General features: G+C 65.2%; 23 protein-coding genes. 1 reads left to right on the top strand and 22 read right to left on the bottom strand.

The genetic code is table 11. The features are described from left to right. Nucleotides 1-10: 10 nt before the first annotated feature. The 8 genes from FJW06_RS03125 to FJW06_RS03090 all read right to left on the bottom strand — a co-directional run bounded on the left by FJW06_RS03125 (nt 11) and on the right by FJW06_RS03090 (nt 6,643). Entirely contained in the window at nt 11-733 is a 723-nt protein-coding gene (locus tag FJW06_RS03125; RefSeq protein WP_140747827.1) for an ABC transporter ATP-binding protein, read from the bottom strand. Next, complete coding sequence (locus FJW06_RS03120; protein WP_140747824.1) at nt 730-1,509, bottom strand: ABC transporter ATP-binding protein; 780 nt, start codon at nt 1,507-1,509, stop codon at nt 730-732. The genes FJW06_RS03125 and FJW06_RS03120 overlap by 4 nt, the downstream gene beginning before the upstream one ends. A 3-nt stretch (nt 1,510-1,512) precedes the next feature. Next, nucleotides 1,513-2,493, bottom strand: coding sequence for a branched-chain amino acid ABC transporter permease (locus FJW06_RS03115; RefSeq protein WP_140747821.1), 981 nt, complete (start codon nt 2,491-2,493; stop codon nt 1,513-1,515). 7 nt (nt 2,494-2,500) lie between these two features. Beyond that, entirely contained in the window at nt 2,501-3,367 is an 867-nt protein-coding gene (locus FJW06_RS03110) for a branched-chain amino acid ABC transporter permease (RefSeq protein ID WP_040980130.1), read from the bottom strand. 78 nt (nt 3,368-3,445) lie between these two features. After that, nucleotides 3,446-4,648 (bottom strand): ABC transporter substrate-binding protein, encoded by a 1,203-nt coding sequence (locus tag FJW06_RS03105; protein ID WP_140747818.1) that lies wholly within the window; start codon nt 4,646-4,648, stop codon nt 3,446-3,448. Between the two features lie 281 nt (nt 4,649-4,929). Beyond that, nucleotides 4,930-5,199 (bottom strand): hypothetical protein, encoded by a 270-nt coding sequence (locus FJW06_RS03100; protein WP_246674507.1) that lies wholly within the window; start codon nt 5,197-5,199, stop codon nt 4,930-4,932. Between the two features lie 77 nt (nt 5,200-5,276). Further along, nucleotides 5,277-6,083 carry a sigma-70 family RNA polymerase sigma factor gene (locus FJW06_RS03095; RefSeq protein WP_246674524.1) on the bottom strand — a complete coding sequence of 269 codons (807 nt, stop codon included), beginning with the start codon at nt 6,081-6,083 and terminating at the stop codon, nt 5,277-5,279. A gap of 59 nt (nt 6,084-6,142) precedes the next feature. After that, the gene (locus FJW06_RS03090) at nt 6,143-6,643 is read right to left on the bottom strand and encodes a carboxymuconolactone decarboxylase family protein (RefSeq protein ID WP_140747812.1); all 501 of its coding nucleotides are present in this window, start codon (nt 6,641-6,643) and stop codon (nt 6,143-6,145) included. A 205-nt stretch (nt 6,644-6,848) separates the two neighbouring features. Here FJW06_RS03090 and hutH point away from each other — a divergent pair, with 205 nt between their 5' ends. After that, nucleotides 6,849-8,345 carry a histidine ammonia-lyase gene (gene hutH / locus FJW06_RS03085; protein WP_140747809.1) on the top strand — a complete coding sequence of 499 codons (1,497 nt, stop codon included), beginning with the start codon at nt 6,849-6,851 and terminating at the stop codon, nt 8,343-8,345. A 26-nt stretch (nt 8,346-8,371) separates the two neighbouring features. Here hutH and FJW06_RS03080 read toward each other — a convergent pair whose 3' ends face one another. The 14 genes from FJW06_RS03080 to FJW06_RS03015 all read right to left on the bottom strand — a co-directional run bounded on the left by FJW06_RS03080 (nt 8,372) and on the right by FJW06_RS03015 (nt 22,642). After that, on the bottom strand, nt 8,372-9,139 hold the full coding sequence (locus FJW06_RS03080) for an SDR family NAD(P)-dependent oxidoreductase (protein ID WP_140747806.1): 768 nt from the start codon (nt 9,137-9,139) through the stop codon (nt 8,372-8,374). Continuing rightward, nucleotides 9,136-10,101 (bottom strand): sugar kinase, encoded by a 966-nt coding sequence (locus FJW06_RS03075; protein ID WP_140747803.1) that lies wholly within the window; start codon nt 10,099-10,101, stop codon nt 9,136-9,138. Before FJW06_RS03075 ends, FJW06_RS03080 begins: the two co-directional genes overlap by 4 nt. 21 nt (nt 10,102-10,122) lie before the next feature. Next, entirely contained in the window at nt 10,123-11,109 is a 987-nt protein-coding gene (locus FJW06_RS03070) for an ABC transporter permease (protein ID WP_140747800.1), read from the bottom strand. Next, the gene (locus tag FJW06_RS03065) at nt 11,106-12,137 is read right to left on the bottom strand and encodes an ABC transporter permease (RefSeq protein WP_140747797.1); all 1,032 of its coding nucleotides are present in this window, start codon (nt 12,135-12,137) and stop codon (nt 11,106-11,108) included. Before FJW06_RS03065 ends, FJW06_RS03070 begins: the two co-directional genes overlap by 4 nt. After that, nucleotides 12,134-13,660, bottom strand: a complete 1,527-nt coding sequence (locus FJW06_RS03060; RefSeq protein ID WP_181178124.1) for a sugar ABC transporter ATP-binding protein — start codon at nt 13,658-13,660, stop codon at nt 12,134-12,136. Before FJW06_RS03060 ends, FJW06_RS03065 begins: the two co-directional genes overlap by 4 nt. Before the next feature lie 67 nt (nt 13,661-13,727). After that, nucleotides 13,728-14,729, bottom strand: a complete 1,002-nt coding sequence (locus tag FJW06_RS03055; RefSeq protein ID WP_210238949.1) for a sugar ABC transporter substrate-binding protein — start codon at nt 14,727-14,729, stop codon at nt 13,728-13,730. A gap of 102 nt (nt 14,730-14,831) precedes the next feature. Beyond that, nucleotides 14,832-15,491 carry an L-fuculose-phosphate aldolase gene (locus tag FJW06_RS03050; RefSeq protein ID WP_140747794.1) on the bottom strand — a complete coding sequence of 220 codons (660 nt, stop codon included), beginning with the start codon at nt 15,489-15,491 and terminating at the stop codon, nt 14,832-14,834. A 27-nt stretch (nt 15,492-15,518) separates the two neighbouring features. Then, nucleotides 15,519-16,295: an SDR family oxidoreductase gene (locus FJW06_RS03045; RefSeq protein WP_140747791.1), complete on the bottom strand. Its 777-nt coding sequence runs from the start codon at nt 16,293-16,295 to the stop codon at nt 15,519-15,521. 200 nt (nt 16,296-16,495) lie between these two features. Beyond that, nucleotides 16,496-17,332, bottom strand: a complete 837-nt coding sequence (locus FJW06_RS03040; protein WP_140747788.1) for a GntR family transcriptional regulator — start codon at nt 17,330-17,332, stop codon at nt 16,496-16,498. Nucleotides 17,333-17,420: 88 nt separating this feature from the next. Further along, entirely contained in the window at nt 17,421-18,665 is a 1,245-nt protein-coding gene (locus tag FJW06_RS03035) for an MFS transporter (RefSeq protein WP_140747785.1), read from the bottom strand. After that, nucleotides 18,662-19,114 carry a MaoC family dehydratase gene (locus FJW06_RS03030; protein ID WP_140747782.1) on the bottom strand — a complete coding sequence of 151 codons (453 nt, stop codon included), beginning with the start codon at nt 19,112-19,114 and terminating at the stop codon, nt 18,662-18,664. The genes FJW06_RS03035 and FJW06_RS03030 overlap by 4 nt, the downstream gene beginning before the upstream one ends. Continuing rightward, nucleotides 19,111-19,551, bottom strand: coding sequence for a zinc ribbon domain-containing protein (locus FJW06_RS03025; protein WP_140747779.1), 441 nt, complete (start codon nt 19,549-19,551; stop codon nt 19,111-19,113). The genes FJW06_RS03030 and FJW06_RS03025 overlap by 4 nt, the downstream gene beginning before the upstream one ends. Next, entirely contained in the window at nt 19,551-20,699 is a 1,149-nt protein-coding gene (locus tag FJW06_RS03020; protein ID WP_140747776.1) for a thiolase family protein, read from the bottom strand. Before FJW06_RS03020 ends, FJW06_RS03025 begins: the two co-directional genes overlap by 1 nt. Then, nucleotides 20,696-22,642 carry an acetoacetate--CoA ligase gene (locus FJW06_RS03015; RefSeq protein WP_140747773.1) on the bottom strand — a complete coding sequence of 649 codons (1,947 nt, stop codon included), beginning with the start codon at nt 22,640-22,642 and terminating at the stop codon, nt 20,696-20,698. The genes FJW06_RS03020 and FJW06_RS03015 overlap by 4 nt, the downstream gene beginning before the upstream one ends. Nucleotides 22,643-22,690: the final 48 nt, after the last annotated feature.

The raw sequence follows: 22,690 nt of genomic DNA, 5'->3' as shown, positions 1-22,690 counted from the left end.
AAAATCAGCCTCAGATCTCGCCGCCGAGATAAAGACGCTTGACCCGGTCGTCGGTCAGCAATTCGGCGGAGTTGCCGCTCAGCGCGACACTCCCGGTGGTCAGCGCATAGGCGCGCTGCGAGATACGCAGCGCCATGCGCGAATTCTGCTCGACCAGCAGCACGCTGACCTTCTCGTCGCGGTTGATGGCGACGATCGAGCGGGCGATGTCCTGGACGAGCTTTGGCGCGACGCCGAGTGACGGCTCGTCGAGCAGCAGCAGCTTCGGCTTCGCCATCAGCGCGCGGCCGATGACCAGCATCTGCTGTTCGCCGCCGCTCATCGTGCCGGCGGCCTGCGAGAAGCGCTCCTTCAGCCGGGGGAACCGCCCCAGCACCATCTCCATCGTCGCCGCGATCTCGGCTTTGCTGGAGCGCGTGAAGGCGCCCATCAGGAGATTGTCCCGGACCGACATGAAGGGGAAGACGCGGCGTCCCTCGGGCACCATGGCGATGCCCATCTTGACGATCTCGTCGGGCGCTGCGCCGTCGATGCGCTTGCCGCTATATTGGATTTCGCCGGACCTGATCTTGCGCAGACCGGTGATGGCGCGAAGGATCGACGATTTGCCGGCGCCGTTGGCACCGATCAGCGCGACGGTCTCGCCTTCATTGACCTCGAGCGAGACGCCTTTCAGCGCGTAAACGTGGTCGTAATAGAGCTCGACATTGGCGAAGTTCAGGATCTGGTTCATAGGCCGATCGCCTCGTCTTCGCTGCCGAGATACGCTTCGATCACCTTCTCGTTGGCCTGGATTTCCGATGGCGTTCCCTCGGCGATCTTCTGCCCGAAATTGAGCACGACGAGGCGGTCGGAAATCTTCATCACGGCCGGCATGTCGTGCTCGACCAGAAGGATGGTCAGGCCGCGCTCGCGCAGGCGCCGCACCATCTCCACCATGCGCATGGTCTCGTCGTGGTTCATGCCGGCGAAGGGCTCGTCGAGCAGCAGGATGGAAGGGTTGGTGGCCAGCCCGATGGCGATGCCCAGCGCCCGCAAATGGCCGTGCGGCAGATTGCGGGCGGTCTCGTTGGTGAGCGAGGAGAGGCCGAGCAGCGCCAGGATTTCGTCGGCGGATTGGCCGAAGGCCGCTTCGTCGGCTATCGCCGTACCGGTGCCGAGAAAGAAGCCGAGGAGGCTCGCCTTGGAGCGCAGATGGTGCGCGATGATGACGTTGTCGCGCACGCTCATGTTCTTGAAGATGGTGGTCTCCTGGAAGGTGCGCACCACGCCCCTGCGGGCGGCGATGTGCGGAGCGAGACCGGAGATGCGTTCGCCCTTCAGGCGCACCTCGCCGGCGGTCGGCCGCAGGAAGGACGAGATCAGCTTGAACAGAGTCGACTTGCCGGCGCCGTTCGGACCGATCACCGACAGGATCTCCTTCTCGCGCACCGAGAAGGAAACATTGTTGACCGCAACCAGACCGCCGAAGCGCTTGGTGATGCCGGAGACCTCGAGCATTTCGGCCATGGCTCAACCCTTCTTCCGGGTCGTTTCGGCAAGGCTGAGCAGACCGTTGGGCAGCACCAGCATCAGGACGATCATCAGGCCGGAATAGATGAGCAGCTGGAACTGGCCGGTCTGGAACAGAAGGTCCCAGCCGAAATAGAGCACCAGCGTGCCGAGCATCGGACCGAACACATAGCCGAGGCCGCCGAGGAAGCAGTTCAGCATGAAGTTGACGGAATCGGTGACGGTGAAGCTCGACGGGTAGATCGACTGCGAGATGGCAGCAAAGATGGCGCCGGAAACGCCGCCGAAGAAGGACGAGACGGCATAGGCGATGACGCGCAGATAGGCGATGTTGACGCCGATCGAGGAGGCCAGTTCCTCATTCTGCTGCAGCGATTGGCAAAGCTTGCCGATGCGCGAATTGACGAGCCGGTACATGACTGCGAAGCAGACCACCATCAGCGTGACCGCCAGCAGATAGAAGGCGAGCCGCGAATTCTGCAACGTGGCGAAATCTGGAATGATCGTCAGGCCGAAGATCGACAGCGCGCCGGGCAGCGGGATGCTGACGATGCCCTTGGCGCCATTGGTGATCGGCAGCGCCAGCGCAAGCAGTCGCGCCACCTCGGTCAGCACCAGCGTGACCATGGCGAAATAGACGCCACGCAGCCGCAGGATCGGCAGGCCGATCAGCACGCTGGCAGCGGCACAGAAAAGCCCGGCCACCGGCAAGGTCAGCCAGAACGACCAGCCATGGTTCATCACCAGTATGGCCGAGACATAGCCGCCCGTCAGCGCATAGGCGCCCTGGCCGATGTTGATGCGGCCGATATAGAAGGTGAGCCAGACGCCGGCGCTGGCGATGCTGAGCAGCGCCACCGAGGTCAGCGTGTAATAGAGGTCGAAGCGGCCGCTTGACGAGATCGCGGCCGGCACGACGACAAAAACGATCGCGAGAAAGACGACGACCGCGGCGATCCTGGTGTTGCGATTGCGGGTCATGGCGCGATCAACCCCAGGGCTTGCCCATCAGCCCGTTTGGACGGACCGACAGGAACACCATCAGGGCGGCGAAGATGACGAGATAGGTCACGTCGCCATATTCACGCAGCACGGTGAGGCCGACCGACTCCATCATGCCGAGGATGAAGCCGCCGGCGATCGCCCCGCCGACGACGCCGGCGCCGCCGATCATCACCATCAGGAAGGCCTTGATCGAAATCGGCCCGCCAATGCCGGAATTGACACCGGTGATGGTGACCAGAAGCCCACCGACGACACCCGCGAGCATGGCGCCCATGGCGAAGCCGATCATCGAATAGCGATCGACCCGGACGCCCATCAGTTGGGCGGCGACGCGGTCCTGGGCAAGCGCGCGCATGGCGCGGCCGACCCGGCTATATTGCATATAGAGCACGAAGGCGGCGATGAAGACGATCGCCAGCGCGCCGACGACGATGCGGTCGTAAGGCATGATGATGCCGGCGTCGTTGAAGACGCCCTTGACGATTTTGGGGACGCCGCGCTGCTTCTCGCCGAACAGGAGCAGGATGACGGCATCGAAGAAGAAGGCGGTCGCGGCGGCGAGCAGCATCGTGCTTTCCTCGCGGTGACTGCGCCTGATGACGGTGCGGAAGAGGAATTTCTCCATCAGCGCGCCGATGACGGCGAGCGTGACGCCTGAGGCGAGCAGCGCGACGACGAAAGGCAGCCCAAGCTGGCCGTAGACCGTGTAGGTGATGAACCCGCCCAGCACATACATCTGGCCGTGGGCGAAATTGAGCACGTTCATCAGGGCAAAGATCAAGGTGAGCCCCAGCGCGATCAGAGCGTATTGGGCACCGAGATACAATCCGTTGGCGATGACCTGTTCCATGGATACCTTCGATCTTCCACGGAGTCCGGCCTTTCGGACCCCGCGGCAAGCTGGAGGAAGTGACGCCCGAAGGTAACGTCAGTCGACGGAGCCGACGAACAAGGTCTGGAAAGCGCCGTCCTTGTATTCGTTGACCACCATCGGCACCGAAAGCTGGCGCTTCTGGCCGAAGGACGTAGTGCCGACATAGCTGAGCTTGGCGTCGCCCTTCAGGAAAGGATTGGGCGCCGAGAAGGTGTCCATGGTCTTCTTGAATTCGGCGACGTCGTTGATGGCCGCCGGGTTCGCCTTCAACGTCTCGATGATGTATTCGAGCGCATAGACCTTGGTGTTGGACTCGTCGTTATATTCGCCGAACATCTTGGTGTAGCGGGCGACGAATTCCTTCATCGCGTCCGAGGCGATCTCCGGCGTCGAGGCGCCCCCGACGGAGATGAAGCCGTTGGCGTATTCGCCGGCGCCCTCTTCCAGGACCTTGGCGTCCTGCGCGGTTTCCGTCGAGATCAGGCCTTCATAGCCGAGTTCGCGGGCGGCTCGGATGAGCAGCGGCGCGTTGGCGGGTGCTACGCCCGACAGGACGAGCAGGTCGGGCTTCAGCGCCACGATCGGCGTCAACACCGGGGTGAAGTCGCGGGTGTCGTTCTGGTAGGTGTCGTTCTGGGCGACGATCTCCAGGCCGAGCGCCTTCGCCGCCTCGACCCCGCTGTCGCGCTGGCTGAGCGGATCGGATTCATTGGCCGCGACAAAGGCGATCTTCTTCACGCCTTTGTTTTCCTTCAGGTATTTGTAAATCGCCGGACCGGACTGATAATTGGCAATCATGCCGAGCACGGCGTTGGAGGCCGGCTTCTGGTAGAGCGCCTTGGGAAAGGCGTAGGGGAAATAAATGATGCCGTTGGCCTCGGCGACGGGGCGCACCGCGGCGGCGCCGTCATCGACATTCGGCCCGACGACATAGTGGACGCCTTCTTGCGCCATCTTCTCCATGCCGGCGATGGCGCGCTTGGGATCCTTCTGGTCGTCGAAAGTGACGATGTTGATGTTGTAGGTGTCGTTGCCGATCTTGACGCCACCGGTCTCGTTGATCCAGGCGGCGCGGGTCTGCATCGAGCGCACGTTCGAGGTGCCCCAGGCGGCGGCGGGGCCGCTGGTGACGCCGACGAAGCCGATCTTCAGTTCCTTGTTTTCGGCCTGCGCGGAGGAAATACCGAGAGCGGCAAGCGCCAGGGTCGAGACGGCGCCGAGCGCCATTGATTTCAGAGTCGAGCGACGGTTGATCATAGCTTCAGTTCCCCTTGGTTATCGCGCTTGTGTTTTGCTCGTAGGCTGCGCGTATAGCGTAAGGGAAACTGACTGCGACAGATTGTCAACATCCTTCTTCATTATTGTATACAATATTTTTATCGAATGTGCGCGATGCCCTTCCTCATCATACGGGAACGCTCTTCCGAGGCCAGGCGCAGCCAACAACAATCACCCCCGGCTCCGATAAGTCGCTGGGCCCATAAACGCCAAGAGGGTCGAGGCTTATCGAACCGGCCCGAGGAACGCCGGCTCCGAATCTACTTCCCGCAATAGTGGTCGTTGATGTCGTTCACCGCATTCGCGTCGGGTCCGACGCGGTGATACGCGCAAGCGCCCGCCGCCGTGTTGGTCATCTGCTGGTCGTAGTAGCGCGGGCCGCCAAACAGCGTCTCGATAATGTCGTCGCTGGCCGGAACATAACGCTCATGCTCGACCACGCGGTAGCGATGTTCGCCGGCGGCAGCGGGACCCGCAATCGCGGCTGCCGCGGCAAGCATGAGCGCGGTGATTGCAAAATGTTTCATCATGGCAACAACCTTCCAGCGATTTGGACTTGCAGCATATCCAAAATCGCCATTGGAGCAAAAGTTCCCCTTTCCCGCTTCTATTGCAGCTGATGCAGATGCCGCAGCTTGTCGGGATTGCGCATGACATAGATCGCCGCGATCTTACCGTGCTCGATGTCGAGCGCGGTGGTCTGGAGCTCGCCATCGACCTCCAGCGTGACGAAGCCGGGCAAGCCGTTGATGAAGCCGTAGCGGACCAGTTGCGAGCGATTGTCCTTCAGCCACGCCAGCACGGCCGCGTATTGCGTCATGACCGCCTCGAACCCAACGGCCGGTTCGGTCGCCGCCGGGCGCTTGCCGCCGCCGTCGGCGTGGGCGGTGACGTCGGCGCTGAGCATCGCGCCGAGCGCCTTCATGTCGCCGCTGCGCGACGCGTTGAAGAAGGCCTCGGCGATCTCCAATCCACGCTCTCTCTCGACCTTGAAGCGCGGCCGCGCCTCGCGGACGTGCTCACGCGCTCTGGCCGCGAGTTGGCGGCAGGCGGCCGCATCGCGCTCGATCTCCGCCGCGACTTCTTCGAACTGCAGGCCGAACACATCATGCAGCAGAAAGGCGGCGCGCTCGAGCGGCGAAAGCCGCTCAAGCGCCAGCATCAGCGGCAAGGTGACGTCCTCCGCCTCGTCTTCCTCCACAAGCGGCTCGGGCAACCACGGGCCGACATAGGTCTCGCGCTGACGGCGCGCGGATTTGAGCTGGTCAAGGCAAAGCCGCGTGACCGTGCGGCGCAGGAACGCCTCGGGCTGGCGCACCTCCACGCGCTCGGTGCGCATCCAGCGGATGAAGGCGTCCTGAACCACATCCTCGGCATCGGCGACCGAGCCCAGCATGCGGTAGGCGACCCGCATCAGCTTCGGGCGCAGCGGTTCGAACTCCGCCGCCGCGCCCGTCAATGCCGCCTCCGGTGTCAAGCCGCGGCCGCCTTGTTGGCAGCCTGGGCGGCAGCCGCCTTGTTGGAAGCCTTGATGGCCGCCGGATCGACAAAGCCGCCGAAGCCGACAGCGATGCGGTTCCACCCATTGATTATGTTGATCATCAATGTGAGCTTCACGCGCTCCTCCTCGAAGAAATGCGGCTTCAGCGCTTCATAGGCCGCTTCATGCGTATGGCCTTCGCAAATCCTGGTCAGCGCTTCGGTCCAGCCGAGCGCGGCGCGCTCGCGATCAGTGTAGCATGGCGCCTCGCGCCAGGCCGACAGCAGATAGATGCGCTGCTCGGTCTCGCCGCGCTCGCGGGCATAGGTCGAATGCATGTTGATGCAGTTGGCGCAGCCATTGATCTGCGAGGATCGGATCTCGATGAGCTCGGCCAGCGCCGGATCGAGGCTGCCGGCAATGGCCAAAGAGGCACGGTGCCACTCCTTCATCAGCGAAGGGGCGGCGGCAAGGGGGTCAAGTCTTACAGTCATGGTCGGTTCCTTTCGTTGCTTCCGACCTCAAGACGAGCGGGGCCTGGCCTGGTGTGACATCGGCGCCGATTTTTTTGCCGCCGTGCGGCCAGTTGAAGAACGATAACGCCAATCGCGGCGGCGGATTTTCGACAATGGCCGGTTCCGATGCCGGATATTCTGCATTCGTTCGGCCACCAATTCCGGAGGCCCAAGGAATAGCCAGATGACAGCCAGAGTGATCGTCCTCGACGCCAGGCCGCTCAGCACGGAAGATGTCGCGGAGATCGCGCGGCGCAATGCCCGGCTCGTGCTCGGCGAGGAAGCCATACGCCGCATCCGCACAAGCCGTGCCCTGATCGAGCATCTCACCCAGCTCGGCAAGCCGCTCTACGGCGTGACCACCGGGCTCGGCGCCTGTGTCGACACGCCGCTCGCCGAGGCCGACCTGATCGCCTTCCAGCACAGTGTGCCACTCAGCCACTCGATGGGCGCCGGCCCGTCGCTGCCGACCGAGGCGGTGCGGGCGCTGATGGTGGCACGCATCTGCGGCATGGCGGCGGGCGGCACCGGCACCTCCGAGGGCGTCGTGCTCGGCCTGCTCGCCGCGCTCAACGCCGGCGTCCATCCGGTCATTCCGAGCTGGGGATCGGTCGGCGCCGCGGACCTCGCGCCGCTCGGCCATCTGGCGCGGGCGCTGCGCGGCGACGGCGAGAGCGAATATCAGGGCCGGATCATGCCGTCGGCCGAGGCGCTGAAGCTAGCCGGGCTGGAGCCGCTCGACCTGCGCGAAAAGGACGGCCACGCCATCATCGTCGCCAACAGCCTTTCGACCGGCGCGGCGTGCCTGGCGCTTGAGGAGGTCGCATGTCTGATCGATTGGTCGCTGGCGGCGGTAGCGTTGAATTACGAGGCATTCCGCGCGTCGCTCAAGGCGATCGACGAGGACGCGCTGGCGGCGCGGCCGGCCTTCGGCCAGCGCGAGATCGGCGCGCGGCTGAGGGCGGAGCTTGCGGGCAGCGGGTTGTGGCAGGACAATGCCGCGCGGCGCCTGCAGGATCCGCTCAGCTTCCGCTGCGTGCCGCAAGTGTGGGGCGGCCTGCTCCACGCCTATGAGCAGGCGAAGCTGGCGACCGAGATCGAACTCGGCCACTCCGGTGACAATCCGGTCATCCTGCCCGAGGCCGAGCGAGTCGTCTCTAACGGCAATTTCGACCTCACCGCCTTCACGCTGACCTGGGAAAGCCTCGGCCAGGCGCTGGCGCATTGCGCGGTCGGCACCGCCAACCGCTCGATGAAGCTGATGTCACCGACAGTGGCGGAGCTGCCGCGCTTCCTGTCGGCCCGGGGCGGCAGCCGCCAGGGCTACGCCGAACTGCAGAAGCCGGTCGCCGCGCTCGAAGCGGAAATCCGGCACCTCGCCAATCCGATGTCGCTCAGCCCGCTCGCGATCTCGGACGGCGTCGAGGACCAGTCGTCGATGGCGCCGCGCGTGGTGGCCAAGACCGCGGGGATCATCGAGCGGCTGCGCTATCTGGTGGCGATGGAGCTGATCTTCGCCGCCACCGGCGTCGAGCTGCGCGGCGTGCTGGACTCGATGGGCGAAGGCCCGCGGCGCAGCTATGAGGCCGTGCGGACGCTCGTCGCTCCGCTCGACGACGACCGCGAGATGAGCGCCGACATGGCGCGCGTCGCGCGCATGGTGGCGGGGCCAAGGCTGTAGGGGGGGCGCGAGAGCCACTACGAGCGTCAGTGGTAGTAGATACCGCCGTCGACGTTGAGCGCCTGGCCGGTGACGAAGGCCGACAGATCCGAGGCGAAGAACAGCACCGGGCCGATGATGTCCTCGGGCGCGCCGAGGCGCTTCAGCGCCGCGACCTCCTCCCAATGGCGGATCGCCGCTTCGCTGCCCAGATTGTTCTTGCCCATCTCGGTCAGGATGATGCCGGGGCAGACGGCGTTGACGGTGACGCCGTCCATGCCGACTTCCTGCGCCAGCACGCGGGTCAGGGTGATCACCACCGCCTTGGTCGCGGCGTAGTGGCCCTGCGTCGGCACGCCCTGCCGGCCGGCGATGGAGGCGATGTTGATCACCCTGCCCGACTTCCTGGCGCGCATATGCGGCAGCACCGCCTGGCACATCATCAGCACGCCCTTGGCGTTGACGTCGAAATGCGCGTCCCAATTGGCCTCGTCGAGATCCTGCAGCAGGCTGGGTTTCAGGATGCCGGCATTGTTGACCAGCACGTCGATGCTGCCGGCCGCTTCAAGCAGTGCCTGCGCGGTCGCTTCGATGTCCTTCTTCTTGCTGACATCCATCGTATAGACATAGGCCTTGCGGCCGGCCGCCTCGATCTCGCCCCTGGTCACGTCGAGCTCCGCCGCCTGCGAGGGCAAATCGGTGATGGCGACGTCGAAGCCCGCTTCGGCGAGCCCTTTGGCGAGCGCCCTGCCGATGCCGCGGCTGGCGCCGGTTACGAGAGCCGTCTTGCCCTTGGCCTCAGGAAGAATGGTCATGCTGCCTCCACCTTTGATGTCTTGACCGGGAGCGAATTCATCGCCGCGACCGTGTCGTCGAATGAAACGAGTTTGCCGTCGGAGCCCAGCCCCATCGCCACCTTGGCGGCGACCGCGCTGGCAAAGCGCGCGGACTGCTTCAGATCCCAGCCCTTCACGATGCCGACGATGATGCCGGCCGTGAAGGAATCGCCGCAGCCCGTGGTGTCGAAGACCTCGACCTCGAAGGCGGGCAGATGGAAATCCTCGCCATGTTCGGGCGAGACATAGACGCCGCCGGCGCCGAGCGTGAGGATGCAATTCTTCACGCCTCTCGCCTTGAAGAAAGCGGCGACGCGGGCCGGATCGCGGTCACGCGCCATCTCGCCGGCTTCGTCGATGCTGGGCACGAAATAGTCGATGTAAGGAAGGCACGGCTCGACCAGCTTCCAGGTCTCCGGCGTCGCCTGGATCAGATCGAAGGTAGTGACGCGGCCAAGCTCCTTGGCGCGCTTCAAAAGCCTGACTGTCGGCTCGCCGTCGAAGCGCTTCAAGAGGCCGGTGCCGCCGACATGGACGACGGTCGCGTCGAGCGCGGCATCGAGATCAGCATCGGCGATCTCGAACAGGGCGGCGGTGCCCGGCACATGCAAAGCCGGGCGCTCGCCGTTCGGCCGCACCGGCAGGATAGTGGACGAGGTCTGGACCCTGCCGTCGCGGCGCACGAGGCTCGTCTCCAGGCCGTATTTCTTCAGCTTGGCGAGAAACCAGTCGCCCATATCGTCGGTGCCGAGCGTCGTGACGGCGCGCGTCTTCAGGCCAAGAATGGCGCAGTCCATGCCGGTTGCGCCGGCGGTGCCGGCGACGGTCATGCGGATCTCCTCGATATAGTCGGCGCGGCCGCCTTCGGGGATGCGCGAGACCGGCCGTCCCAGGATGTCGAGGACATAGAAGCCGATCGAGCTGACGTCGAATTGTGGCATGGTAGACCTAACCTTTCGAACTCAATGGGCGGCGCGGCGCAGGCCGAAGCTCGCGGCCAGCACCAGGAAGACGAGCACGCCGATGCCGACCTGCTGCCAGTAGAAATTCCAGCCGACCAGCAGCAACCCGTTCTTGACGATGGCGAGCAGCAGCACGCCGAGCAGCGTGCCGATGACAGAGGGCTTGCGTTCGCGGCTCAGCGTCGTGCCGATGAAGGTGGCGCCGATCGCATCGAGCAGGAAGGCGTTGCCGGAGAGCGGCACGTAGGACTTCACGGTCGCCGAGAGCAGGATGCCGGTGACGCCGGCAAGCAGCGCGCACAGAACATGCACCATCGACAATTCGCGCTGCACGCGGATGCCGGAATACCAAGCTACGCCCGGCTGCGCGCCCATGGCCTGGACGTAGCGGCCGAACACCGAACGATGCAGCAGGACATGGACCGCGACGACGAGGACGATCAGCACGATGACCGGAGTCGGTATCCCGAACAAAGCGGTGCGGGCGATGGCGTTGAACTGGTCTGCTGCATACCCGCTGGTGAGATAGATCGGCTGGCCGCCGCTGGTGGCGAGCTGTTGCGTGCTCTGGCCGATGAAGAGCACGCCGAGCGTCGCCAGGAAGGGGCTGATGTTGAGCCTGGTGATCAGGATCGCGTTGAGGATGCCCACGATCAAAGCGGCGCCGAGCCCGCCGGCGACGCCGACCACGCCGCTATAGCCCGCGGCCAGAAGCATGACGACGACCATGCTTGCCATGTCGACGGAGACGCCGACTGAGAGATCGATGCCGCCCGATGAGATGACGATGGTGAGGCCGAGCGCGACGATCGCCAGCATCACGACGTTATTGACCAGCACATTGAAGAGGTTGGCCGGCGTCAGGAAGGTCGGGCTCGCCACCGAAAAGAAGATGACGATGGCCGCGAAGGCGATGAGCACGCTGTATTTGGCGAGGAAGCCGCGCAGGCTCACTTTGGCGGTGTTGTCGTTGGCCGAGACGCTCATCGCGAACCCTCCGAACCGCGGGCAAAGGATGTGATCGCCACGACCAGCAGGATCAACGCGCCCTGCACGCCGTTGACCCAGTAGCTGGAGACGTTGAGCAGTTGGAAGCCGTTCGCGAGCAGGCCGATGAACAGCACGCTGAGCAGCGTGCCGCCCATGGTCGGCACGAAGCGGCGGGAGAAGACGGTGCCGAGCAGAGCTGCGGCCAGCACCGACAGAAGCAGCTCGCCGGAGCCGGGCGTGCTGGCCGACAGGCGCGAGACGGTGAGAATGCTCGCCACCGCCGCGCAGAAGCCGCTCAGCACATAGGTGAAGGAGACGTAGAAGGGCACGCTGATGCCGGCCGCGCGCGCCGCCTCGGGATGGCCGCCGACCGCGTAGAGCCTAAGACCGAACGACGTGCCGTGAACGACCACGATCATGATCGCGGAGAAGACGATCAGCGCCCAGGCAAGCGCGGAGATGCCGAGGAAGCTGCCCGACACCAGCACGCCGAGCAGCGGGGAGGATGCGCCGACGACCGTGTTCTGGGTGAGCGTGAGTTCCATGCCGGCCGCGACATTGAGCACGGCAAGCGTTGCGAGCAGCGGCAAGATGCCGAAGCCAACCACGGCAAGGGCGTTCAGCGCGCCGACCGCCATGCCGACGGCGATCGCCGCGAGTACCGAGAGGAAGTCGCCATAGCCCATCGACAGAAGCGTGGCGTAGACCGCCGCGCACAACCCCATATTGGCGGCGATCGAAAGGTCGATGCCGCCTTCGGTGACATCGGAGCCGCCGCCGATGATGACAGCCGTCATGCCATAGGCGAGCACGCCCAGGATCGCCGACTGCTCGACGACGTTGATCAGGTTGAAGGTCGAGGTGAAGCCCGGCGCGAAGATCACGAAATAAGCCATGATCGCGGCGAAGGCGGCGATCGCGCCAAGCCGCACGACGAGCGCGCCAAAGCGGCGGCCGGCGCTCTTGGCCACTGCCTGCTTTTCGTCGGACACGCCGACTTCGGTGTGGAGAACGCTCGCGCTCATGCGGCCACTCCATCGATGTTCGAGCGCGCGCCGGACGAAGCCGCCAGCAGCGCGTCGCTGTTCATCGCGGGGCCGGAGAAGCTGCCTGCAAGCCTGCCGCGATAGACGACCAGCACGCGGTCGCAGACGCCGACCAGTTCCAGCAGGTCGGAGGACAGAAGCAGGATCGCCGCGCCCTCGCCCGCCAGCCGGTTCAACAGATTGTAGATCTCTACCTTGGCGCCGACATCGACGGCGACCGTCGGCTCGTCCAGCACATAGACGCGCGACTGGCAGCTCAGCCATTTGGCGATCGCCACCTTCTGCTGGTTGCCGCCGGAAAGCTCGCGCACCAGCGCGTCGCGATGCGGCGTCTTGATCGACAGTTCCTTGATGAGGCCGTCCACCGCCTGGTTCTCGCTGCCGCGGCTGACCAACCCGCTCTTGGAATAGCGGCGCAGGCTGGCGAGCGAAATGTTCTCGCGCACCGAAAGACCAAGCGCGACGCCATGGGCGCGGCGGTCTTCCGGCAGCATGGCGATGCCGTCGCGAACCGCCTTGACCGGCGTCGACAGCGACAGCTCCCTGCCCTCGACCTTGACCTGGCCGCCATCGGCGTTCTTGAGGCCGAACAGGCATTGCACGATTTCCTTGGCGCCGGAGCCCAACAGCCCGGTGAGGCCGACGATCTCGCCGGCGCGGACGTTGAAGCCGATATTCTCGAAGCTGCCGCCAAGCCGCAGATTGGAAACCTCCAGCACCGGCGCGCCCTGCGCGACCGAGCGCTTCGGAAACATCTCGCCGACATCGCGGGCGATCATCATCGCAATGATCTCGTCGATCGGCGTCTGGCGCGGATCGACCGTGCCGACATCGGTGCCGTTGCGCATCACGGTGACGCGGTCGCAGAGCTTCTCGATCTCCTGCATATAGTGGGAGATGAAGACCACTGCGATGCCGTCGTCGCGCAGTCGGCGCAGCACCTCGAACAGGCTGTCGACCTCGCGTTTGACGAGCGCCGCTGTCGGTTCGTCAAGCACCAGCACCGACGCCTTTTGCGCCAGAGCCCGGGTGATCTGGACGACCTTCTGCTGCGCCGTGGTCAGGTCTTTCACAAGCGTTCCCGCCGGCAGTTCCATGCCGAAGAACCGCTTCAGCAAATCGGCCGCCCGGCGCTCCATGGCGCGGCGGCTGACGAACGGGCCGAGGCCGATTTCGTGGCCGAGGAACACCGCTTCGCCGACGGTCGCGGTCGGCACCAGCAACCGGTCCTGATGAATGAAGTGCACGCCGAGCTTTTCGACCGAAGCCGGCGTCAGCGCGCTGACGGTTTCGCCATTGATGACGATCGAGCCGCTGTCCGGCTTGATGATGCCGGCCAGCACCTTGATGATGGTCGACTTGCCGGCGCCGTTCTGGCCGACAAGGCCCAGGATCGAGCCGCGTACGATCTCGAGGTTGGCGTTTTCCAGCGCGCGCACCGGACCGAACCGTTTCGATATGCCCGTCATCGACACAGCAACGTCACGCTTTGCTGTCTGCATAGCCGTCAATCCTGGTTGGGTGGACGGGCAGCCGCATAGGCGCGGCTGCCCGTCGTTTCGTTCCGTCCTATTTAACGCCGGCCTTCTCGGCGGCGTCGAGGAACGGCTTTCCTTTTTCGGCGGCATTTTCCTTGTTGATCAGGACCGAAGGCACGAAAGTGAACGGCGGCACCTTCTGGCCGGCCAGATATTTGGCGGCGTTGTCGACCGAGGTCTTGCCGATCTCATAAGGCTGCTGCGCCGCGACGGCGCCCGCCGACGACTTCGGATCCATCACCATCTTGATGACTTCCGGGCTGCCGTCGATGCCGTAGGTCTTGACCTCGGTGCGGCCGGCGGCTTCGACCGCCTGCGTGGCGCCGATCTGCGGCACGTCCCAGCAGGCCCAGACCGCGCCGATCGAACCCTTCTCAGGCGACTTGGTCAGCATGTCGGTGACGTTTGAATAGGCGCTCTGCACCGTGTTCGGGATGACGTCGCGCAATTCCGGCTCGACGATCTTCACATCCGGGAACGAGGTCAGCACATATTTCAGCTGGTCGTAGCGGATTTTGCAGACCGGCACGCTGTAGAAGCCGTTGAAGACCAGCACATTGCCCTTGCCGCCCATGTCGGCGACCATCTGCAGCGCGATCTCGGCGCCGATATTGTAGTTGTTGGAGGTGGTGTTGTTGATGGCATGCGGCGTAGCGGTATCGACCGTGAACAGCGGGATGCCCGCGTCGCGGATCTTCTGCAGCCACGGGTTCAGCACCTCGAGATTGCCGAGCTGCTCGATGATGGCGTCGGGCTTCTGCGCGATCAGCGTCTGCAACTGCGCGATCTGCTGCTGGTCCTTGCGGCCGGCGTCGAGCGCGATGACTTCGCCGCCGAGCTCCTTGACGCGGTCCTGGATGCCTTTGAACGCCATCAGGTCCCAATAGTGGTCCGTGCCAATGGCGGAGACGCCGATGCGCTTGCCCTTGAGCGACAGCTCCTCGGCGTTCGCGCTGGAGATGGCGGCCAGGCTGCAAGCCGCCGCCAACCCCAGGGCGAGCGCCTTGACGAGGCCTTTCATGGATCTGATCATTTTTCATTCCTCCCTTGTTGATCGCTCCGGGCCTTCCCGGAGGATATGCGAAACCATGGTCCTCCGCTCAGCTGATGCGGGGGCGTGGGCAAAGCCCTCCGCTCAGGCGGCGGCCTCCTTGTCGCGCAGGCCGTAGCTAGCCATGCGCTTGATGACGTTTTCGATCTCCTCGTCGGGCAAGATCGGCGGCTCGCCGATCTGCAGGGCGCCGTGATACTGGCGCGCCAGCGTCTCGACCTCGACGGCCAGCCACATCGCCTGGCCGAGGCTCGATCCGACGGCGATCATGCCGTGCTGGGCAAGCAGGCATGCCTTGCGGTCGCGCAGCGCCTCCACCGCATGCGCCGAAAGCTCCGCGGTGCCGAAGGTGGCGTAGGGCGCGCAGCGTATGTCGCTGCCACCGGCGACCGCGACCATGTAGTGGATCGCCGGTATCTTCCGGCCCATGATGGCGATGGTCGTGCAGTAGGTCGGATGCGCGTGGACGACGGCGTTGACCTCGGGCCGCGCCTTCATGATATCGAGATGGAAACGCCATTCGCTGGACGGCGGCAGGCGTCCATCGACCTCGCCATCCCAGCCCATGAAGACGATGTCTTCCGGCTGCAGCGTGTCATAGGGTGTGCTGGTCGGCGAGATCAGCATGCCCTCGCCATGGCGGCGGCTGATGTTGCCGGATGTGCCCTGGTTGATGCCCAGCGCGTTCATCTCGATGCAGGCATCGATGATGGCCTGGCGCGCCTCGAGGTCCGAAAGGGTCATGCGATATTCCAATCCTTGTCCGCCCCGTTACCAGGCCGTGTAGCCGCCATCGATCGACAGGATGGCGCCGGTGACGTAGCTCGACGCGGGCGAGGCCAGGAACAGGATCGCCGAGGCGATCTCCTGCGGCGTGCCCAAGCGCCCCATCGGCGTCATGTCGATCCAGGTGTTGAAGAGTTCGGGACGCTCGCGCATCTTCAGCGTCATCTCGGTGCCGACATAGCCCGGCGCCAGCGCGTTCACGCGCACGCCGGATTTCGCCCACTCGATCGCGAGCGCCTTGGTCATCATGTGCACGGCGCCCTTGCTTACCATGTAGGACGGCGCCGTCTGTGGGCGGTTGATGATCAGGCCCGACATTGAGCCCAGATTGACGATCGAGCCTTTCTTGCGGGCGACCATCGAACGCCCGAAGGCGCGCGAGGCCCAGTAGACGCCGTTGACGTTGACATCCATCACCAGGCGCCATTCCTCGTCCGGCGTGTCGAGCGCGGTGTTGAGGCGCGCGATGCCGGCGCTGTTGACCAGGATATCGACCTTGCCGAAATCCGCGACGATTCGAGCGGCCATCGCCTCGACGGCTTGCGGATCGGTGACGTCGAGCACGCGGCCATCGACGCTTGCGACACCAGCGGCCCGCAATTCATCGGCAGCATCCTTCAGCCCATCCGTATTCATGTCGAGCAGGACGACACGTGCGCCGCAAGTCCCGAGCGCCTTGGCGGCTTCGAGACCAATCCCGCTGGCGCCGCCGGTGACGACGGCGACCTCGCCCGTCAGGTCGAATTGCGACCGGTAATCCATGCACGTCCTCCGTCAGGACAGGCTCGAGGACGGGCAAAACTCCGCCCTCACCGCCGAGGCAGCGCCGCAAGCCGACCGGTCCTGATAATGTCTCGGGGTCAGGCTCCTCCCGACCGCATGACAGGGACGTTACAGAAGCTTTTTTGACCCGTCAATCTGGTTATAACCAGAAAACGGAATCTTTTTTGGACGAGCTCGCCTCAAGTGCGGTCGACGCCGTTCACGGTCGCCGAAGGCTGCTCGACCGCCATGTGGATGCGCGCGACTGAAGAGTTGTAGAAGGCCTCGTAATATTCGAGCGCGGCGCCGTCGGCATCATAGGCGATCGACTCGATCTCGATCAGCGGCGTGTTGGCGGCGACACCCATCTGATCGGCCTCTTCCTTGGTGGGAAGGGCCGCTCTGAGCCAGCGGTCGGCGCGCTTCACCGTCAGGCCGAAGACGGCGCGGATGGTGCCGAAGATCGACTGGTTTTCCGACAGGATGTTCTCCAGACCCGGCACCCGATGTCCCGGCAGGCTGATGCGCGTCATGGTGATCGGCGCGCCGTCGGTCATGTAGACGCGGCTGATGCGGACCACGCTGCCATTGGCGGGAATGCCGAAGACCCTGGATTCCTTGTCGCTCGGCGGGCAGCGGTAGATCTCCAGCGTGCGGGTCGAGACCTTGTGGCCCTTGGCGGTCAGGTCGTCGAACACACCGAGATTGGCAGTCATGAAGTCGACATGCTCGCGGGGTGCTGCGACGAACATGCCCTTGCGCGGCATCTTGATGATGCGGCCTTCGTTGGAGAGCGAGCCGATCGCGGCGCGCACGACGGGACGCGACACGCCAAAGAAATCGCAGAGCGCCTGTTCCGAAGGAATGCGCGAATTGGCTGCCAGCAGGCCGGTGTTGATCGCTTCCTCGACCTGGTTGCGCAACTGCACCCAGAGGGGTGCGGCCTCGTCGCGGTTGAGCTGGACCTTCGAGCCGATCGAGCGGAAAGCCTCGGCCGCCTCGGCATCTTCCTGGTCGTAACGAGGACGCCCACGCATTCTGGTTGCTTGTTCCATCACCGGTCTTTAGGCTGCGGGCAAACCGCCCGGTATGAATGTTTGCCGCGACTCAGCGCAGCAGCGGCTCCTAACGGAGCCCACCAGCCATTTTCTCGCTCTCCGGCAAGTTTCGCAACCACAGCATGGCGGCAGCCCCCAGAAGCGGCCCGGGAACCAGGAGCAGGAAGGCCCAACGCCAGCCGCCAATAAAGTCGGCGAAGCCGGGTGTCAGCCAGATGGCGAGCACCGTCAGCGCGAAGCCGGCGCCCAGTTGCACGGACAAGGCAGTGCCGACGAAGCGGCGGTCGGCGAGCTCGGTGACGGCGGCGGAGAATTGCGCCGAATCGCCGATCACCGACACGCCCCAGACGATGGCCACCAGCATGAACAGCCAGAGCGGGCCGGTGAAGAGAAAGCCCATCAGCAGGGCGCAACTTCCCGAGACGATCATCATGCCGGCGGTGGTGGCGGTGCGGCCGATGCGGTCCGACAGATAACCGCCGAGTAGGCAACCAAGGATGCCGGAGGCGACGACAAGGAAAGTCGCGAGCGAGGCGGTGGCGGCGGTTCCGATCGCCTGCGCCTCGAAGGCCGCGCGCGTGTAGGCGAGCAGCCAGGCCCACATGGCGTAGAGCTCCCACATGTGGCCGAGATAGCCGAGATTGGCGAGGAGCAGCGGCTTTTCTCGGAACACCTGGCCGATGCGCGAGGGCTCGAACACCGCCTTGCCGAAGGGATAGGGCCCTTCCTTCGCGAACAGCAGGAAGAGCAGCGCGCCCGCCGCGGTGGCCACGCTTGCAGCGGCGACCACCGGCCGCCAGTCGAGCGCGGTCGAGACCGCGCGAAAGAGATGCGGCAGCGCCGAGCCGACAGTCAGCGCGCCTATGACCGCGCCGAGCGCCAGCCCCCTGTCGCGGGTGAACCAGGTGGCGACCAGCTTCAGCGCCGGCGGATAGACGCCGGCAAGCGCGGCGCCAGTGACGATGCGCGCGGCGATCACGCCGCCCGACCCGGGATGAAGCAGGAGCGTCGCGTTGGCCAAAGCAGCGACAAACGCCGCCGCCGCCATCAGGCGGCTGAGCCGCACAAGGTCGGGAAGGTTGACCAGGCTCGCCGCCAGCGCACCAATGACGAAGCCGACCTGAACGCCATTGGTCAGCCACGCCTCGGCGCTCGGGCCCAGCGCCAGCTCCTGCTTCAGTTCCGGCAGTATCGCGGTCGCCGAAAACCAGGTGGTCAGCGACAGGACGACCGCCAGGCAAAGCAGCGACAGCACGCGCCAGCGCTCGCCGTCGGCCGCAACGCCAAGCCGGCCGTTCTCCACCGTGCTCACGCGCCTTGCAGCGGAACGGTGAACACCGTGGCCGTGCCGGTGAGGCAAAGCTCGCCCTGGCCGTTGCGCACGCTGGTTTCGATCTTGCAGATCGGCTTGTCGGGGCGCACTTCCTTGACCTCCACGCGGCCGGTGATCTCCTCGTCGACGCCGACAGCCTTGACGAACTTCCAGGCCACTTCGAGGAACACGGTTCCGGGGCCGGGCAAATCCTCGGCCACCAACGCGTTGAGGATGCCGGAGGTTACGCCGCCCTGGACGATCAGCTTGCCGAACACCGACTTCTCGGCCAGCGCGCGATCGTAATGCAGCGGATTGCGATCGCCGGTGATCTCGGTGAAGGCCTCGATGTCGCTCATCCTCGTGCGCCGTGTGCGCTCGGCGAAGGCGCCGACCTGCGGACGACCTTTCACCACACCAACCCAACCGTCCTTCATTTCGGTGCTCATTGCGGCTTCTCCTCTGCTCTGGGTTCGACTGGTTTGAAGGCCGGCAGGACACGGCCGCCGATGGCGGTCGGAGCAAGAAGCAGCATGTCCCCGACCTGTAGCGGCCGTGTGCCGGGCAAGATGAAGCTCAGTATCGTCGGGCCTTCGGCCAGCTCGACCAGGCCGACCACGTAAGGTGCTGCCGGCAGCCAGCCGGGATGGCCGGGCTTGTGCACCTCCGAAAAGGATGCGAGCCGCCCCCTGCCTGATGCGTCTTTCCAGGCCAGACGCTTGCTCCAGCAATGCGGGCAGATCGGGCGCGGATAGAAGACGGCCCTGGTGCAATCCTCGCAGTGCTGGATTTTCAGCCGGCCCTCGGCGGCGGCATCCCAGAATGGCTTGGTCAGCGCGGTGATCGTTGGGCCAGGGGTCTTCAGCGTGTTGAGACCGACGGACATCAGGCGGCTCCCAGCACCAGCGCGGTGGCTTCGCTCATCGTCGCGCCATTGCCGGTGACCAGCGCGAGCCCGGCCTTGCCGATCTGGCGCCCACCGGCCTCGCCGCGCAGCTGCCGCACCGCCTCGACGACATGGGTCATGCCGCCGGCAAGGTCCGGCTGGCCGAAGCCGAGCTGGCCGCCATGCGTGTTGAGCGGCTTGTCGCCCTTGTGGGAAAGGTCGTGGTCGTTGAGCCACGCGCCGAACCGGCCCGGCGCGCAAAGGCCGGCATCCTCGATCGTGGCCGCGACCATGATCGTGTAGCAATCGTAGAGCGACAGAAGATCCATCTCATCGGCCCGCGTGCCGGACTGCTGGAAGGCCCGCGCCATGGCGCTCTTCAGCGGACCGGAGGTGAGACTCGGCGCTTGGCTGACCGCGCGGTGCGTGACCTTCTCGCCGGCGCCCAGCAGATGCACGGGCTTGCGCAACGACCGCCCGCGTTCGGCCGAGGTGACGACGACCGCTTCGCCGCCGGCGACCGGCATGACGATTTCGAGCAGGTGCAGCGGCGAGGCGATCATCGGCGAGGCTAGCACCGCTTCCACATCGGCCGGCTTGCCGAAGAAGATGGCGTCGGGATTGAGCTGCGCGTTGGCGCGCGCGGCGGCGGCGATCAGGGCGAAGTCCCGCGCGGTCGAGCCGTATGCCGCCATATGCGCCTGCATCAGCAGCGCGTAGGAGATGTTGGCGCCCGAGGCGCCGAAGGGCACGTCGAACTCGCGGATTGGATTGCGGTTGGGAGAACGGGGCGCCGTCTCCTCGCGGTTGTTGGCGAGCACGCACAGCACCGTCTCGCACATGCCGGCCTCGATCGCGGCCGCCGCGCGCCAGACCATGCCCGCGCCGGATGCGCCGCCAAGGTCCACGACATTGGCCATGGTCGGCGCGAGGCCCAGATATTCGGCAATCGTTGCCGGGACATGCTGCGGCGTCTCGCCAACCTGCGGCCCGACCAGCAGCCCGTCGATCGCCGCCGGCTCGAGCCCGGCATCGAGCACCGCCAGGCGCGAGACCTCGGCGATCATCTCCAGCGTCGTCACGCCTTGCGTCAGGCGTTGCGGCTTCAACTCGCCGATGCCGACGATCGTTCCCTTTGGCCGGCTCATGCCGCCTTGCTCCGGTCGAGCGTGCGGTATTCCTCCAGGCATGCCGGATTGGCGAGCGAAGCCATGTTCTTGACCGGCTTGCCCTCGAGCGTGGTGCGGGCGGCGCCCTCGACGCGTTTTCCGTTCAGCGTATAGGGCACGGCCTGCACCGCATGAATGCGATGCGGCACATGGCGCGGCGAGGCCCCTTCGCGGATCGCCCGGCGGATTTGCGCGGCAAGCTCTGTGGTCAACGCATAGCCATCATTGAGCTTGACGCAGAGCACGATCTCCTCGTCGCTTTCGACCGGCGCGCCAAAGACCAGGCAATCCTCGATCTCGGCGAAGTTTTCGCAGGCGGCGTAGATTTCCGCCGTGCCGATGCGCACGCCGCCGGGCTTCAGCGTCGTGTCCGAGCGGCCGTGGATGACGCCAGAGCCGTAAGCCGTCATCTCGGCGACATCGCCATGCGTCCAGATCTCGTGGCGCGCGGCGAAATAGGTGGCGCGATAGCGCGCATCGCCGTCCTTGCCCCAGAAGGTCAGCGGCATGGACGGGAACGGCTCGGTGCAGACGAGATCGCCCTGGCGGCCGATCACCGGCGCATTGCGCTCGTCCATCACGGCGACCGCGAGGCCAAGGCCTTTCACCGTCAGCTCGCCACGCCGCACAGGATGGATCGGCGATCCCAGCAGGAAGCAGCCGATGATCTCGGTGCCACCGGAAATAGAGGCGAAGATCATGTCGCGCTTCACATGCTCGTAGACCCAATCGAACTGCCCGGGCGACACGGGCGCGCCGGCTGACAGCAGCGAGCGCAGCGGCGAAAGGTCGTGCAGGCGCCCCGGCGCGTAATTTTCGGCGGCAAGTGTGGCCAGATATTTCGGGCTGGTGCCGAAATGCGTGACACGGGCACGCTCGGCCATCGTCCATAGCGGACTGGGGTCGAGGCCGTCGGCCGATTTCAGGATCGGCGCGCCGTCATAGAGAACCACTGTCGCACCGCAGGCAAGGCCGGAGATCAGCCAGTGGTACATCATCCAGGCGGTGTTGGTGTACCAACTCATGACGTCGCCGGGACGGACGTCGCCATGCAGCAGGTGCTCCTTCACATGCTGGAGCAGCACACCTCCGGCGCGATGGACAATCGCCTTCGGCGCGCCTGTCGTGCCGGAGGTGTAGAGCACATAGGCCGGATGGTCGAAGGGCGCGCGCTCGAAGCTGAGCGGAGCGTCGCCGCCGAAATCGTCGAACGAAATGCAATCCGCCACGCAGTTTGGCCGAAGGCCCGGCTCGCCGGTCAGCACCAGCGTCGTCACCGTCGGCATCGCGGCGACGATCTCGGCCAGCCTGCCGGAGATGTCGTGCTCCTTGCCCGCATAGCGGTGGCGCGGCGCGGCGAACAGCACCTTGACGCCGATCTGGCCGAGGCGGTCGACGATTGCGGCAGCGCCGAAATCCGGCGAGCAGGACGACCAGACGGCGCCGACAGAGAGCGTCGCCAAAAGCGCCACGAGCCCTTCGACCCTGTTGGGCAAGATACCACCGACGCAATTACCCTTACCGATACCGGCCGCGCGCAGGCCGTCGGCCGTTCTAGCGACGAGCCGGCGCAATTCGGCGAGCGTGATGGTCTGGAAATGGCCGGCCTCGTCGGCCTCGATCAGCGCGATCCTCTCGCCGTCGCCGCGCAACAGGTTTTCCGCGAGATTGAGCGTTGCTTCCGGCAGGAAGCGGCTCTCGGTCATCGGCGCATTGTCGTCGCGCAGGAAGGAGATCGCGCCTGGATCGCCGACGACCTCGGCGAAATCCCACACCGCCCGCCAGAAGGCCCCGGGATCGCCGATCGACCAGCGATGCAGCGTCTCGTAGTCGCGCGGGTCGAAGCCGTTGGCCATCGAAAAGCGCGCAAGGTTGGATGATTGGAACGCGGCCGGCGCCGGCGTCCAAAGCACGGATGACATGGATTTCCTCCCGCAACGCAGGCCGGGCTGGATGCCGCGACCTTGCCT

This window comes from Mesorhizobium sp. B4-1-3, from assembly GCF_006439355.1.
Lineage (GTDB): Bacteria > Pseudomonadota > Alphaproteobacteria > Rhizobiales > Rhizobiaceae > Mesorhizobium.
Note: the sequence above shows the minus strand (reverse complement) of the source record. Positions and strands in the feature narration are given on the sequence as shown.